The 14,971-nt window shown below is 58.7% G+C and carries 15 protein-coding genes and 1 pseudogene; 10 read left to right on the plus strand and 6 right to left on the minus strand.

Translation table 11 applies throughout. From position 1 onward, the window contains the following. Positions 1 to 55: 55 nt before the first annotated feature. The 6 genes and pseudogenes from AB8A38_RS12680 (at position 56) to AB8A38_RS12705 (ending at position 6,304) form a co-directional block, all read left to right on the plus strand. The gene (locus AB8A38_RS12680; RefSeq protein WP_439086211.1) at positions 56 to 868 is read left to right on the plus strand and encodes an ABC transporter ATP-binding protein; all 813 of its coding nucleotides are present in this window, start codon (positions 56 to 58) and stop codon (positions 866 to 868) included. Next, on the plus strand, positions 865 to 1,578 hold the full coding sequence (locus AB8A38_RS12685; protein ID WP_116663743.1) for an ABC transporter ATP-binding protein: 714 nt from the start codon (positions 865 to 867) through the stop codon (positions 1,576 to 1,578). The genes AB8A38_RS12680 and AB8A38_RS12685 overlap by 4 nt, the downstream gene beginning before the upstream one ends. Before the next feature lie 29 nt (positions 1,579 to 1,607). Next, a complete protein-coding gene (locus AB8A38_RS12690; RefSeq protein WP_068731337.1) occupies positions 1,608 to 2,486 on the plus strand; it encodes a branched-chain amino acid ABC transporter permease in 879 nt (292 codons plus the stop codon). A 2-nt stretch (positions 2,487 to 2,488) separates the two neighbouring features. Then, a complete protein-coding gene (locus tag AB8A38_RS12695; protein WP_439086212.1) occupies positions 2,489 to 3,517 on the plus strand; it encodes a branched-chain amino acid ABC transporter permease in 1,029 nt (342 codons plus the stop codon). Positions 3,518 to 3,523: 6 nt separating this feature from the next. Further along, positions 3,524 to 4,752 (plus strand): annotated as a pseudogene (locus AB8A38_RS12700) (ABC transporter substrate-binding protein). Between the two features lie 346 nt (positions 4,753 to 5,098). Next, entirely contained in the window at positions 5,099 to 6,304 is a 1,206-nt protein-coding gene (locus AB8A38_RS12705) for an ABC transporter substrate-binding protein (protein ID WP_315844350.1), read from the plus strand. Between the two features lie 59 nt (positions 6,305 to 6,363). Here AB8A38_RS12705 and AB8A38_RS12710 read toward each other — a convergent pair whose 3' ends face one another. Together AB8A38_RS12710 and AB8A38_RS12715 are read right to left on the minus strand one after the other, a co-directional pair. Beyond that, a complete protein-coding gene (locus AB8A38_RS12710; RefSeq protein ID WP_439086213.1) occupies positions 6,364 to 6,852 on the minus strand; it encodes a hypothetical protein in 489 nt (162 codons plus the stop codon). A 120-nt stretch (positions 6,853 to 6,972) separates the two neighbouring features. Then, positions 6,973 to 7,290 (minus strand): hypothetical protein, encoded by a 318-nt coding sequence (locus AB8A38_RS12715; protein ID WP_175365671.1) that lies wholly within the window; start codon positions 7,288 to 7,290, stop codon positions 6,973 to 6,975. A gap of 717 nt (positions 7,291 to 8,007) precedes the next feature. On the opposite strand from AB8A38_RS12715, the gene AB8A38_RS12720 reads away from it, so the two are divergent. Together AB8A38_RS12720 and AB8A38_RS12725 are read left to right on the plus strand one after the other, a co-directional pair. Continuing rightward, entirely contained in the window at positions 8,008 to 8,286 is a 279-nt protein-coding gene (locus AB8A38_RS12720; RefSeq protein WP_093759251.1) for a GlsB/YeaQ/YmgE family stress response membrane protein, read from the plus strand. A 253-nt stretch (positions 8,287 to 8,539) separates the two neighbouring features. Next, positions 8,540 to 8,998, plus strand: coding sequence for a hypothetical protein (locus AB8A38_RS12725; RefSeq protein WP_439086214.1), 459 nt, complete (start codon positions 8,540 to 8,542; stop codon positions 8,996 to 8,998). 328 nt (positions 8,999 to 9,326) lie between these two features. Here AB8A38_RS12725 and AB8A38_RS12730 read toward each other — a convergent pair whose 3' ends face one another. After that, a complete protein-coding gene (locus AB8A38_RS12730) occupies positions 9,327 to 10,388 on the minus strand; it encodes a class I SAM-dependent methyltransferase (RefSeq protein ID WP_439073927.1) in 1,062 nt (353 codons plus the stop codon). Between the two features lie 211 nt (positions 10,389 to 10,599). On the opposite strand from AB8A38_RS12730, the gene AB8A38_RS12735 reads away from it, so the two are divergent. Continuing rightward, the gene (locus tag AB8A38_RS12735; RefSeq protein ID WP_439086215.1) at positions 10,600 to 11,499 is read left to right on the plus strand and encodes an alpha/beta hydrolase; all 900 of its coding nucleotides are present in this window, start codon (positions 10,600 to 10,602) and stop codon (positions 11,497 to 11,499) included. 286 nt (positions 11,500 to 11,785) lie between these two features. Here the strand turns inward: AB8A38_RS12735 and AB8A38_RS12740 are convergent, their stop codons facing one another. Then, on the minus strand, positions 11,786 to 12,367 hold the full coding sequence (locus AB8A38_RS12740; protein ID WP_315840934.1) for a TetR/AcrR family transcriptional regulator: 582 nt from the start codon (positions 12,365 to 12,367) through the stop codon (positions 11,786 to 11,788). A 261-nt stretch (positions 12,368 to 12,628) separates the two neighbouring features. Here AB8A38_RS12740 and AB8A38_RS12745 point away from each other — a divergent pair, with 261 nt between their 5' ends. Beyond that, the gene (locus AB8A38_RS12745; RefSeq protein ID WP_439086216.1) at positions 12,629 to 13,618 is read left to right on the plus strand and encodes an alpha/beta fold hydrolase; all 990 of its coding nucleotides are present in this window, start codon (positions 12,629 to 12,631) and stop codon (positions 13,616 to 13,618) included. Between the two features lie 146 nt (positions 13,619 to 13,764). On the opposite strand, the gene AB8A38_RS12750 is transcribed toward AB8A38_RS12745, so the two are convergent. Further along, entirely contained in the window at positions 13,765 to 14,292 is a 528-nt protein-coding gene (locus AB8A38_RS12750) for a hypothetical protein (RefSeq protein ID WP_315840932.1), read from the minus strand. A 125-nt stretch (positions 14,293 to 14,417) separates the two neighbouring features. Continuing rightward, positions 14,418 to 14,912, minus strand: coding sequence for a DUF302 domain-containing protein (locus tag AB8A38_RS12755; protein ID WP_315840931.1), 495 nt, complete (start codon positions 14,910 to 14,912; stop codon positions 14,418 to 14,420). Positions 14,913 to 14,971 lie beyond the last annotated feature (59 nt).

The following is a 14,971-nucleotide window of genomic DNA, read 5'->3' on the forward strand; positions in this document are numbered from 1 at the left end:
ATCGTCGTGACCTGCGGAAAACTTCGCCGCAGCAGACGATCGAGGGTCGCCGCACATGACGCAGGCACAACTCGCAGAGCGCGCGCCCGTCGCATCGACGGCGCCGCTGCTTTCGGTTCGCGACGTCAGCGTCGTGTTCGGCGGCATCATTGCGTTGAACGGCGTCTCGTTCGACATGCAGAAGGGTCATATCCTCGGCCTCATCGGACCGAACGGCGCAGGTAAAACCACGCTGTTCAATTGCCTTAGCCGGCTCTACCAGCCGAGCAAGGGCGATATCCTGATGGACGGCCAGACGATCCTGAATCGTCCGGCCCACAAGATTTCCGAGATCGGCATCGGCCGTACCTTCCAGAACGTCGCGCTATTTCCGAACCTGACCGTGCGTGACAATGTCCGCGTCGGCAAACATGCGCGCACCAACAGCGATATCATCAGCGACTCGCTGAAGCTGCCATGGGTGCGATCAGGCGAAGCTGCGATCAACAAAGACGTCAACGACATCCTTGATTATCTCGATCTGCATGGCGTTGCCGATACGATCGTCAGCGGACTGCCGTTCGGCACCCAGAAACGCGTCGAACTCGCGCGCGCGCTCGCCGCTGAGCCGAAGATCCTGCTGCTCGACGAACCCGCAGGCGGTCTCAACCACGAGGAAGTCTACATCCTTGGCGACCTGATCCGCCGCATCCGCGACGATCGCGGCGTGACGGTTCTGCTGGTCGAGCATCACATGGGTCTCGTGATGTCGATCGCCGACCATGTGGTCGCGCTGAATTTCGGCAAGAAGCTCGCTGAAGGCACACCCGCTGCCGTCCAGAAAGACCCTGCTGTGATCAAGGCCTATCTGGGAGACAAAGACTCATGACCGCGATGCTTCACGTAAAAGACCTGCGTGCGTATTACGGCCAGGTCCAGGCGCTGCACGGCCTCGAATTCGAACTGCAGGAAGGCAGCCTGACCACCCTGCTCGGCGCCAACGGTGCCGGCAAGACCACCACGCTGCGGTCGATCTGCAACATGATCCGCTCCACGGGCTCGATCGAGTTCGAGGGCAAGAAGCTCGACAACAAGTCGACCGAAAGCATCGTGCGGCTGGGCATCGCCCATGTTCCGCAGGGCCGCGGCACCTTCACCACCATGACGGTGGAGGAGAACCTGCAGCTCGGCGCGATCAGCCGCAAGGACACCAAGGCGATCGGTGACGACATCGAGCGCATGTATGCCCACTTCCCGGTGCTCAAGCAGCGCCATACCCAGCAGGCCGGCACGCTCTCCGGCGGTGAACAGCAGATGCTCGCGGTCGCCCGCGCACTGATGCTGCGTCCCCGCCTGATGCTGCTGGACGAGCCGTCCTTCGGCCTTGCGCCCTTGATCGTGCGGGATCTGTTCAAGATCCTCGGCAAGATCAATCGTGAGGACAAGGTCTCGATCCTGGTCGTCGAACAGAACGCACAGCTTGCGCTCGAACTCGCCGACAAGGCCTATGTCATCGAAACAGGACGCATCGTGATGTCCGGCACCGCCGACGAGATCGCGAACAATGAAGACGTCCGTAAATCGTATCTGGGATATTGAGGGGGCGGCCGCCTCTTAGGGGAAACGATATGGAACTCTTTACCAACCAAGTCCTGGCTGGCATCGCCACCGGCGCGATTTACGCCTGTATGGCGCTCGCGGTCGTGATGATCTACCAGGCGATCGACCACCTGAACTTCGCCCAGGGCGAAATGGCGATGTTCTCGACCTTCATCGCCTGGCAGCTGATGCAGTGGGGCATTCCCTATTGGGGCGCCTTCGCGCTGACGCTGATCTTCTCCTTTGTCGGCGGCATCGTCATCGAGCGGGCTTTGTTCAAGCCACTCGCCAAGGCACCGGTGCTGACCCACGTCGCCGGCTTCATCGCGCTGTTCGCCATCATCAACAGCGTCGCGGGCCTGACCTGGGACTTCACCATCAAGCAGTTCCCGTCGCCGTTCGGCTCGTCGCCGTTCCTCGGCAGCCAGCTGATCTCAACGCATCAGGCCGGCATGATCGGCGTGACGCTGATCCTGCTGGTCCTGCTGTTCATCTTCTTCCGCTACACCCGCGTCGGTCTCGCCATGCGTGCCGCCGCCACCTTGCCTGAATCGGCACGGCTGGTCGGTATCAACACGTCATGGATGATCGCACTCGGCTGGGGCATGGCAGCCGCGATCGGTTCGATCGCCGGCATGCTGATCGCTCCGGTGGTGTTCCTTGAGCCCAACATGATGGGCGGCGTCCTGATCTACGGATTTGCCGCAGCCGTCGTCGGCGGTCTGACGAGCCCGCTCGGCGCCGTCATTGGCGGGTTCCTTGTCGGCGTCTTCGAGAACCTCGTCGGCACCTATATCCCGGGTGTCGGTAACGAGCTGAAGCTGCCCATCGCGCTGGCGCTGATCATCACCGTGCTGGTCGTCAAGCCCAATGGCCTGTTCGGCCGCACCATCGTGAAGCGAGTTTGATCATGAGCACCGTTCAAGACGTCTCCACTGCTCCCGTGGTCGCCGCCGTTCCCAAAAAGGCAATGGCGCTCGGTCCACTGGCATCGCTGATCATCCTGGCGCTGCTCATCGTCACGCCGCTGTTCGTGAAGAACTTCATCATCTTCCAGATGACGATGTGGCTGATTTACGCCATCGCGGTTCTCGCACTGAACATCCTGACCGGCGCCAGCGGCCAGTTCTCGCTCGGCCAGAGCGCGTTCTACGCCCTCGGCGCCTATACATCGGCAATCCTCATGGAACATGTCGGCGTCAATTACGCGCTGACGCTTCCTGTGGCTGGTCTGGTCTGCTTCATCGCCGGCTTCCTGTTCGGCCTGCCAGCACTTCGGCTGTCCGGCATCTACCTCGCGCTGGCGACCTTCGCCCTCGCGGTGGCGATGCCGCAGCTCCTGAAGCTCGGCGTATTCGAACACTGGACCGGCGGCGTGCAGGGCCTTGTCGTCACCAAGCCTGATGCACCGGAAATCCTGGCCTCGCTGGGTCTGAAAGTGTCGCAGGACATGTGGCTGTACTTCTTCACCCTCGCGGTCACGATCCTGATCTACATCCTCTCGGTCAACCTGCTGAAGTCGCGCTCCGGCCGGGCCATGATGGCGATCCGTGACAACGAAATCGCCGCCTCTGCGATGGGCGTGGACGTCTCGCTCTACAAGACGCTGGCCTTCGGCGTCAGCGCAGGGATCACCGGCGTTGCCGGCGGTCTCGGCGCCATCGCCGTGCAGTTCGTGGCGCCGGATGGCTACACCATCCAGCTCGCCATCGCGCTGTTTCTCGGCATGGTGGTCGGCGGCGTCGGCTGGCTTCCCGGCTCGCTCGCCGGCGCGGCCTTCATCGTCTTCGTTCCGAATATTGCGGAACACATTTCGAAGGGTCTGTCTGGCGCCGTGTTCGGCGTCATCCTGATCATCATCATCTTCCTGCTCCCGAACGGGGCCAGGCAACTCGCCTATTTGGCACAAGGCTTGATAGGCAAACTACGTAAGCACTGAGGACCTATGAACTGCAGAAACTTTCTGCGCACCGCCGCGCTTTCGAGCGCGGCGTTTGCGTTTCTCGCCTTCTCAACTTCCGCGAATGCCCAGAAGAAATATGACACCGGGGCGAGCGATACCGAGATCAAGATCGGCAACATCATCCCCTACAGCGGACCCGCATCTGCTTACGGCATCATCGGGAAGATGGAAGAAGCCTACTTCAAGATGATCAACGATCAGGGCGGCATCAATGGCCGCAAGATCTCGTTCGTCAGCTATGACGATGCCTACAGCCCGCCAAGGCCGTGGAACAGACCCGCAAGCTCGTCGAATCCGACGAGGTGCTGTTCGTGTTCGGCCCGCTCGGCACGCCCTCCAACACCGCGATCATGAAATACCTGAACGCCAAGAAGATCCCGCAGCTGTTCGTCGCCACCGGCGCGACCAAGTTCGGCGAGTACAAGACCGCGCCATGGACGATGGGCTGGCAGCCGGCCTATCAGAGCGAAGGCCGCATCTTCGCGCAGTATGCGATAAGCGAGAAGCCGAACGGCAAGATCGCCGTGTTCTATCAGAACGACGACCTCGGCAAGGACATGCTGAAGGGCTTCAAGGATGGCCTCGGCGACAAGGCCTCGATGATCGTGGCCGAAGACAGCTATGAAGTGTCGGAGCCGACCATCGACTCGCACATCGTCAAGCTGAAGGCCTCGGGCGCAGACATCTTCATCTCGATTTCAACGCCGAAGTTTGCCGCACAGGCGATCAAGAAGGTGGCCGAGATTGGCTGGAAGCCGATGTTCTTCCAGAGCAATGTCGGCTCCTCCGTCGGCGCTGTGATGCGTCCCGCCGGGATCGAGAACTCCCAGGGCGTGTTGTCGCTGGCTTACGCCAAGGACGCGCTCGACCCGCAGTGGGACAATGACGAAGGCATGAAGAAGTATCTGGACTTCCTGGCTAAATACGCTCCCTTCGCCAACAAGGCCGAAAGCTCGGCACTCTATGGCTATGGTCAGGCCCAGACCGTGGTGCAGGTTCTCAAGCAGGCCGGCGACGACCTGACCCGCGCCAACATCATGAAACAGGCCGCCAGCCTGAAGGACTTCACGACCGACACACTGCTGCCGGGCGTCAAGATCAACACCTCGGCGACCGATTTCTATCCGATCGAGCAGCTGCGCATGATGCGCTTCACCGGCGAAAAGTGGGACGTGTTCGGCCCGCCGATCGACAGCAAGCTCGGCGGGTAAACGTCCGCAAAAAAGCGAACGTCTTACACTCCGTCATGGCCGGACTTGTTCCGGCCATCCACGCCCTTCTAGAGCGCAACCAAGACGTGGATGCCCGGGACAAGCCCGGGCATGACGGCTGATAGAACAGCGACAAAACTGCACTGCAACAAATCGCGCGCTCGAACATTAAAACTGCTTAATAAAACAGCCCCTTACGACGAAAGTCGTGAGGGGCTTTTTCTTGCTAGTTGCAGCGGAAAAGTATTCAATCCGACGCGCCGCAGCATTCAACAAAAACAAGAATACGCGCGGTTTTATCCAGAGATCAGGGAGATCAGAAATGCCTTCGTTCAGCTCGCGTGCAATGACGTTCACGGTTGCCGCAGCCCTCAGTGCGGCTCTTGGCAGCACTGCCTTCGCCCAGAAAAAATACGACACCGGCGCCAGCGACACCGAGATCAAGATCGGCAACATCATGCCCTATAGCGGGCCCGCCTCCGCCTATGGCGTGATCGGCAAGATGGAAGAAGCCTATTTCAAGATGATCAATGATCAGGGCGGCATCAACGGCCGCAAGATCAATTACATCACCTATGATGACGGCTACTCGCCACCGAAGGCCGTGGAGCAGGCACGCAAGCTCGTCGAATCCGACGAAGTGCTGTTCATCGCCAGCTCGCTCGGCACGCCATCGAATTCCGCGATTCAAAAATACATGAATGCGAAGAAGGTGCCGCAGCTGTTCGTGGCCACCGGCGCGACCAAGTTCGGCGACTACAAGGACTTCCCCTGGACCATGGGTTGGCAGCCCGCCTACCAGAGCGAATCCAGGATCTATGCAGCCTATCTGCTGCGGGAAAAGCCCGACGCCAAGATCGCGGTCATGTATCAGAACGATGATTTCGGCAAAGACATGCTGAAGGGTCTGAAGGATGGTCTCGGCGCCAAGGCGGCATCGATGATTGTCGCCGAGGAAAGCTATGAAGTGTCGGAGCCGACCATCGAGTCCCACATCGTCAAGCTGAAGTCGACCAATGCCGACACCTTTGTCAGCTTCACCACGCCAAAATTCGCTGCGCAGGCGATCAAGAAAGTGGCGGAGCTCAGCTGGAAACCAACCTTCATCCAGAGCAATGTCGGCTCTTCGGTCGGCGGCGTGATGAAGCCGGCGGGTTACGAGATCGCCCAGGGCATCCTGTCGGCGAACTACGCCAAGGACGGCGCCGATTCCAGCTGGGACAATGACGAGGGCATGAAGAAATTCTACGCTTTCCTCGCCAAATACGCGCCCACCATGGACAGGAGCGACGGCTCGGTCGTCTATGGCTATGGCCAGGCGCAGACTATCGTTCAGGTGCTCAAGCAGGCCGGTGACAACCTGACCCGCGCGAACATCATGAAGGAAGCAGCCAACCTCAAGGAATTCGCGCCCGACACATTGCTGCCCGGCGTGACGATCTCGACTTCGGCCACCGACTTCTACCCGATCGAGCAGTTGCAGATGCAGCGCTTCAAGGGCGAGAAGTGGGAGCTGTTCGGCCCGATCATCGCGGGCAAGATCGACGGCTGATTTTCTGATCTCTCCCCGCCGATCGAAGCCCAGCTTCGTCAGGCGGGGAGAGATCGCGATCAGTAATAATCCCGGAACGCATCCGCGAGACTGTCGGGCTGCCAGTCGATCTGGTCCGACGCGATCGGATCGTCCGAGAGCAGCGCACTCGCCTGCGTCTTGTAGTCCGGCGCCACGTAATCCGCCTGCGGCAGGCCACGGCGCACGATATCCTGATAGTTCAGATAATTGTCGCGATTGCCGACGAAGGTGCACATGCATTTGGCGGGATCGGCATAGAGATAGCGCGGACCCTTCGGCGTATTGTGCACGACGAAGCGATAGGCCGGCAATTTGCTTAAGGCCGCCTTCCCTGCGGCATCGTTGGCAAAGCGCGCCTTGAAGCCGGCGGACTCCGTGTCGAATCCGACCTTCTGCAGCACCGGCACGCTCGGCAATTCGCGCGCCACCAGCAGCGTGACATCGAGCAGCGCCAGCACCGCGATGACAGCAAGCGCCGTGCTGCGCGGGCGCAAAGGAGAAAGCGTCGTGATCGTCAGTGCGCGCATGTCGCAAAACCCCGGCTATGAGCGCGCATCGCCGCGCTCTGTTGCCGGCGACAATACCGGCCCGCACGCGCGGTGTCACGGTAACGCTGCCGCAGGAAGCAAGGCCGGTTAAAAAATCCATCACGCCGCCTCGCTGGCGACGAGCGCCTCCAAGACGCGCCAATACATTTCGTCCAGCATCGCTTGCTGCTGCTCTGCATTCAGAACGCGCCGTCGTTGAAACAGAAGACAGATCGGCCGGCTGCCTGTGCAATGGTGTGCACGACGACAGGCCTTGATGACGCAAGTGCGATGGGTACGAAGGATGTTCGCATTGCCGCGCTCGATCTCCTCGATGCAGGCGGCGACGATCATATCCGACAGCCGCTTGGCCGCCAGGTCGCTCTTGTCCCTGGCGCGCTGCGCGAGATGCCAGGCGTCGTGTTGCGAGATGATCATGTGAACTCCCGTTGTGACGATGATGACTGGATATGAGTGACTTGGGTGACGGTCACGCGCCGTCCTTGCCCGCGCCTGTGCGCGTGAGTGGCGGTCCCAGGGTTCTCGCTCAAAATGAGGGAGATGAAGCGCCGAAAGGCGCGACTTGGTAACAGTGCCGCAGCGTAGTGTCCGGATCGCCGGACAGCAGAGGCCGCGGAAACGCCTTTCGACGCTCCATCGTGGCGATTTCTGTCCCCGGGACCGTTCTTCCGGGCAAAGGCGCAGACCTCCGCAGTCCGCTTATCCCGACGGTTTCCCGCCGTTCACCAATGCCACGTCCAGCCAGCATGAGTGGCAGACCCCCGTAGTGGGGCCGGACGGTGACCCAAGGCCTCCCGAGTGCGTGAGGAAACGTCTTCCTCCCGCCCGCAGGCGCCACATCCCGCCCCGCGCCAGTCGGCGTCCCGGTAACGCTCCCTCAAGTGGAGCGGGATGAATAAGAATATATACTGGAATAAAAGTCAGTCAAGGATTATTTTCAAAATACTCGCTGGGCGCTAGTGCCGATGGATCACGCGTCATGCGCCCAGCGATACACTCCAGGGATTGCGCTACCCCGCTCCACGTGATCGATGGCGAATGACACGGCGCTATTCCCTCCTGCGAGCTGGAACTCTTGACCGCGGTACGACTTCTCTTTCCATCAGCATCCGCTGCCTCGGGAGAAGACTTCCAATGAACATGTCCGGCGAAAGTCTTCTTGTCATCCTGATCGTTGGCATCGTCGCGGGTTGGCTCGCAGGCCAGATCGTTCGTGGCGCAGGCTTTGGCCTGATCGGCGACCTGATCATCGGCATTCTCGGCGCATTTATCGGAAGCTGGCTTCTGCCCAAGCTCGGTATTCATCTGGGAGCGGGAATCGTCCGCGCAATCATCAACGCAACACTCGGCGCGATCGTCCTGCTTCTCATCATCCGGCTCGTGCGTGGCGGTGGGTTCGCGCGTCGCTACTAGCGATGAAGCGCCCCGATCGGTTCCGCAAGGCGCAGCACGCCTGAGGGATGATCCCTAGCCTAACGTTACCGCGCTTCCGGCTTCAGATATTTCGGAGGATCGTAGCGATCCTTCTCTCTTTTCAGATTGTGCCTCAACAGCATAACCCGACTGTTGCAATGTGCATCCGGGCTACACATTCGGCATTGAACGTTCAGCCGCGCTTCGCTGACACACCACCATGCCTCCGACGTCTGATATCCCCACCCCTCCCATGTCCCGCGTCTCGCTATGTCTGATCGACATCGGGCGCATGATCGTCGGCCTGATCGCGGCGATCATCATCGCGCCTTTGGTCATGGGAGTTCTGCTGCAGCTCAGCCTTCGACCCACCGGCGGACTCGCCGCGTATCTTGGCGCGGTCGCCACCGCGGCTTTGCTGGCTCTCGTTTTCGGCGTGGCGGGTTCATTCAAGGCTACCGCTTTTATCGCCGTGCCTGGAATCCTCTTTGCGCGATGGGCCGGGATCATGTCGCCCGCGATGTGCATGATCGGCGGCGCCATCACCGGCGGCGGCTTCTTCGGCATCAGCGCCTCCGTTGGCTCCTCACTGCCGACCGAATGGGGGCTGATCGGCGCAGCGGCGTGCGGCGGAAGCGTTGCGGCGCTCGCTTACTGGTGGCTGGCGGAGCGTCCGCTGCGGACAAAAGGAGCTCTGGCGCTGCAGCGATGACCCGTTACCGTATCTGACGATCGGCACGTCAACCAGTGCTACTGGCGCAAACGGATCGACCGCCCACGCCTCGCCGGACTTGAGCCACGTCTGACTGATATCAAGCCAATCCGCCAGTGGCAGCAACCGTAGCCCGGATGTCGCGTCGCGCGCCCGATTGAAAAATCCGCGTATTACGCGACGTTTTATGCTCGAGAGGTTTTGCAGCGGCTCCTTTTCGTATCTGCAGCGGTCCTGTCGACAGGTGACATCAATCCGGAGCGAAGCAGCCCCTAGATGCCGCATTTCCCGCGGCATCCGGGTCGCTCCACAACGTTGGTCTGAGAGATCAAGCGCGTACTTCGAAGATCATATTGAAAGGCGTCTCGGTCGCGCGACGGAAGCGCTTGAAACCTGCCTCAGTTGCGACCTGACGCAATTTGCTTTCACCTGCCTGGGCACCGAGCCCCAAGCCCACCTCCTGAGAGAGCGACGCAGGTGTACAAATGAATGTCGAGGCGTGATAGAAAATGGACCCGATCGGGTTGAGATTATCCTTGAGATTGTCATGAGCAAATGGCTCGACGATCATCCACGACCCGTCTTTGGCCAGTGTTTCCTTGACATGCTTGCCCGCACCAACGGGGTCGCCCATGTCATGCAGGCAATCGAAGAAAGCGACCAGATCGTAGTCTTTTGCCGGAAAATCCTTGGCACTGGCCTGCGCGAATTCAATTCGGTCTCCGACCCCCGCTTCCTGGGCCAGGACCTTCGCGCGATCGATTGAAGGTTTGTGGTAATCAAACCCGAAGAACCTGGATTTGGGGTACGCCTGCGCCATCACGATGGTCGAGGCGCCGTGGCCGCATCCGACATCGGCCACCCTGGCGCCAGCTTTCAGTTTGGCTTCGACGCCTTCGAGCGTCGGAATCCAGTTCGAAACCAGATTGGCGTTATAGCCCGGCCTGAAGAAGCGTTCGGTGCCCGAGAAAAGGCACTTCGAATGCTCATGCCAACCAACGCCCTTCCCTGTTCGAAATGCTTCGGCGACCTTGGGTTCGTCGAGATAGGTGGACTGTACGACATCGAATGCACCGGCGAAGAAAGCCGGCGACCCCTCCTCGGCGAACGCCATCGCTTGTTCGGCCGAGAGCGAGAACGCATTTTTTTCAGGGTGATAATCGATGTAGCCAGAGGCGGCCTGGCCGGAGAGCCACTCGCGGACATAACGCTCATGCAGGCCGGTCTTCTTGGCAAGTTCCGAAGGCGTGAAGATATCTCCATCCGCCATTGCCTTGTAGAGGCCGAGACGATCGCCGAGCAGTATACTGGCACCGCCGAGTGAAATGCCGAGGTCGTTGACCAGCTTTCCTACGAGTGCGTTCAGCTTTTCAGGATTTGGTTCACGCATTGCAGCATCCTCCACGTTGTGAAGAACAGCCCTCGTTCTAGTTAAGCACGACTGGCGAATTACAAGTGGGCGCCGAGCGCCACGCGATGTCAGATTCAGGATTATGCGGAATTGTCCGCTGCTGGCGCAACACCTGCGTTCCTTCTAGATTTACTTCTGCGAGTTTTGACATTGCCGCTCAATTTTCACCAATGTTCGGGGGAGATCATCCTTGGCCGAAAGTGAGATTGCGAATATTCGCGCAGTACTGTTGTCAAAGCCCCGCCCGGTCGGATGGGAGCAGCGCCGGCAGCGACTTGATGAAGTCGGGTCGATCTGGCCGGTGGCCGACGATGTCGAGTTGCGGACTGTCGATTGCGGCAATGTCGCGGGGGAATGGTCCTTCTCACCGGGGGCAGATACGACGCGCGTGCTTCTGTATTTTCATGGCGGCGGGTTTTGTTCGGGATCAATCCTCAGTCATCGACGCCTCGTGACAGAGGCGGGGCGGGCTGCTGGCATAAGCACCCTGGCGATTGACTATCGGCTCGCGCCGGAAAATCCGTTTCCTGCCGCTCATGACGACGCGATGAGCGCCTGGCGATATCTGCGCCAACAGGGCATAGACGCCGGCAATATAGTAGTTGGCGGTGACAGCGCTGGCGGCAATCTCACAATTACCCTGATCAACGCCTTGCGCAGCGCCAATGAAGAGTCGCCGGCATGCGCTTGGCTTATTTCGCCCTGGACTGATCTTTCAATGTCCGGGACGACGCTACAAAGCAAGGATCAGATCGATCCGATCATCCACCGTGGCTACCTCGAGGAACTGGCTGACGCCTTTGCTCCGGCATCGCTCGACCGCAGGAGCCCGTTTCTGTCTCCGCTGTTCTCGAACCTCATCGGATTTCCACCAACACTCATTCAGGTCGGGTCAGCCGAAACTTTGCTCGCAGACGCGACACGTTTCGCGGAGGCTGCCGCGATAGCCGACGTCGCGACGACGTTGGAGGTATGGCCCGACATGATCCATGCATGGCCTTTGTGGAATGGCGGTCTTACAGACGCAAGGTTGGCGCTCAGGTCAGCTGGACAATTCATCAAGCATCAATTGTCTGATCTGGTTCCGTAGGGGCTGCGCAAGGATTGCGCCCCAGTCGTCTGCGTTCGTAAATATCGGGGTACGATAACGATCGGCAGCAAAGCCGTCCGCCTTTGGTGCAAAGCGGTCGATCGATCACATTAACATCGTGTTGCGGACGAGATCGCGTCCCGCCGAATTCGTCTGAAATGACCCGAAGCTGACATCGTCGCTATCGAGAGGAGACATTACGGGCGGGCGGTGGCAGCAATTGCAGCGCCAAGACGGTCGAGGATCGCAGCTACTATCTGCGCCGCCGGGCGCCAACACTGATGGATCACCCTTTGGGGGCAGCCCACCCCTGGACACTAACATCCGCCAGAGCCTTGAATATCGCCGGCGTGCGTTCCAGGCGAGCGATCGTTCGTGCGCCTTCGACGGCGGCTACCAATGCCGCTGCGGTAGAAGATGCGCGCGCGGACGTGAAACCGCACCCCCTAAAATGCTCCGCAACTATCTCGGTCGAATCAACAAATCCACGCGCTACCCGTTTTGTCAGATCAGCGTCGAGTGCGGGAAGCTCATTCGCCAGATTTTGCATGAGGCATCCGTACTGGAAATCGGAGGCGACCATTTCGGCGGCGAACGCGCCGAAAATCTGATGAACAAAATTCTGAGCATCGCCCGCCGTATTCGCCGAGATCTTCCGCAATACGGCGATTCTGCTCGCAACGTAATGATCGATTGCTTCTTCGGCGAGCTGTGCCTTGCCGCGCGGAAAGTGAAAGTAGAACGATCCTTTAGGCGAGCCGCTCTCTTGAATGATCTGGTTCAATCCGGTCGCAGTGTAGCCTTGGATGCGAAACAGTCGCTCGGCAGTGGCAATCGCGCGATCGCGGGCGTCGGTCTTACGGGGCATCCGTCAGCATACCATGCCTCGCTTGACACATCTATGGTGATCGCCATACTATGGCGATCACCATAGTAAATATGTCCCGCCGTATCACCGTTATCAAATCGCAATCCAGAAGTTGCACGCGGGCACATGCAGCTCTCCCAGATTGCCGCGCAGGAAATACTCAAATGAGTTCGAGGAACTTCGATTTCGGCAACTGTTCTAGCGAACGGGATCACTGAGATGGCCTCCAGAACCTGCTCACTGATGCTTTTAGGAGCCGCCATGTTCACTGCGATGTTTACTCACGTTGCTTCCGGGGAGACTTCAGACGAGGCTGTCTGGCACAATAAAATCCCGGCCGCTTTGAGCGAGCCTGCCGTTGATATCGATAAGGATCCGAACCTTCTGCACAAGTATGCGGACAATGCGGGAACGAAAATCCACTACGTCACAACGGGATCCAATCAAAAACCGCTGATGGTGTTCGTGCACGGATTTCCGGACTTTTGGTATTCTTGGCGAAGTCAGATCCAGGCATTTTCAGCAAGTTATCAGGTGGTCGCTCTTGATCTGCGCGGGTACGATTTGAGCGATCGGCCGGAAGGCGTCGAGAACTACAAGTTTCCGGTTCTCCTTGATGACATCCGCACCGTAATCAACGCAGAGAGAAACGGCCGCAAGGTCATCCTGATCGGGCACGACTGGGGCGCCGCTTTGTCATGGCTATTCACCGGGCAACATCCGGATCTGGTCGAAAGACTTGTCGTCCTCAGCGTTCCTCATCCTGGCGCCATCACCAAGGAACTGCTCCCCTGGAATCACCCTGTTGCGCAGACGAGGGCCAGCGCTTACGCCACACGGTTCTTCGCTCGAGGCAAGGGCGACAATCTGACTGCGGAAGATTTGGCATACTGGGTTGTAAATCCAGAGGTTAAGCGTCGTTATATTGAGGCTTTCGCAAAATCGTCCATCTTGTCCATAACGGCTTATTACAAAGCCAACTACAGTCTCTCTCAGTTTGCGCTCAACCTCTTCGATCCAACCATGAAGAAAATTTACGGTGCCGTGATCAAATGCCCGGTCTTGCATGTGCACGGAATCGAGGAGAGCCATGCTTTACTGAGCACTCTTGATCTTGAAAAGTCATGGATGGAAAACCCCGACAATCTCACGGTCAAAATCGTTCCTGGAGTTGGCCACTTCATTCAGCATGAAGTACCGGACTATCTTAATGAGACGTTTTCCTCCTGGTTAAAAGATTCAGGACATTAAGCCCAGTATCGCGGTGGTGGATGGTCGATGGCCGCTCCCGGCGCAAAGCGGACACTCAATCTCCAGGATGTTTGCCACAAATATCCGAAGGCTGGCTCCCGACCTGAGCTCCTCGGCGAGATGTCGCTTAACAGGTGCCTGGGGCCCTAGCCCTTCGCAGCGGGTGTCGGTGGCACCGGCAGAATGATTTCAGAAGCGACCTTCCAATCCTTTCCGACGCGAAGCCAATTGATGATCATCAGAAACGGCTTGGCTGTTCCATCCTGTCCCGCATATGAGACCGTGATGTTCATCGGCACGTAGGACTCTGCTACGTCGCGCGTTAGGCCGACAATCTTGAGCTTCGCATAATCTGGCTCAAGCACGACCGGACCGGAGCTACCGATGTCATGCAGCTTTTGATCAATTGCTTCGTTGCCCCAAAAGCCGGCCCAGTTCCCCTCGGAGGGGATCGCGCTCTTCGCCACCAACAGGGTCGAGGGCGATTGCCAAAACATCTCATGCAAAGCCTTGAAATCGTGTTGGTTGGCCAATTCCATCAGTCTGCCGAACTGCGATTTGATAGTGTTAAGGGTCGCGGCATCCAGCGGCTCAGCACTGGCGGCGGGAGCAGCCGTGATAGCCATTGTCGAAAGAGCTATCGTGATGAGGAGGGCAAAACGTTTCTTGTACATGTCGGAATTCTCTTCCAGGTTTAATGGCCATTCGTCTCGCTCGCGTCACGAAGCTGCGTTCTCGCGTTGCGCGATTGCCGCTTTGAGACGCTCACTTCCACCGACCGAAACGTCATCGGGAAGTTTTAGCTTGCACATTCGCGCAGCAAGGTCGTGATTTTCGCATCGAGGTTGCGGGCGACGGCGAGTGCTTCCGTGCTGCCATACGGCAGCAGATAGCTCTCCATCCTGTCATAGGAGAGATGCACGCCATCGGAACGTTCATCAATGAGGATTGTCACTGGAGCGTAAGATCCAGCATCGGGTACGTGTTTGACCATTTCTTTCATGATGAGTGGATTGCCCACCACAAAACGCATACTGCTAGGCGTCTTTGAACTAGATTCGAGACGCAGAACGGCGCCCAAGTCGAATTCCGCAAAGAGCATAAAACCCGTACGGCCGAGCGCGCCCTGCACAACGCGCTCCAATTCCGGGAAGGAATCTGCCGCCCTCGACGCCTTGAAGAATTCGACTATATCAGGCTGCCCGATCGCCGACTTGAATGCGGCCACAACGGCATCGAATGGCTTTGCGCTCGTAAGGCTTAAACGTTCGACTTCGACTTTCTCTATTTTCATTTTATCCTCCGAAATAACTCTCATGGATAGAGTGCGTATGATCGCGTCGACCTCTCGCC

The sequence above is a fragment of the Tardiphaga sp. 839_C3_N1_4 genome (assembly GCF_051811045.1).
Classification (GTDB): Bacteria; Pseudomonadota; Alphaproteobacteria; order Rhizobiales; family Xanthobacteraceae; genus Tardiphaga.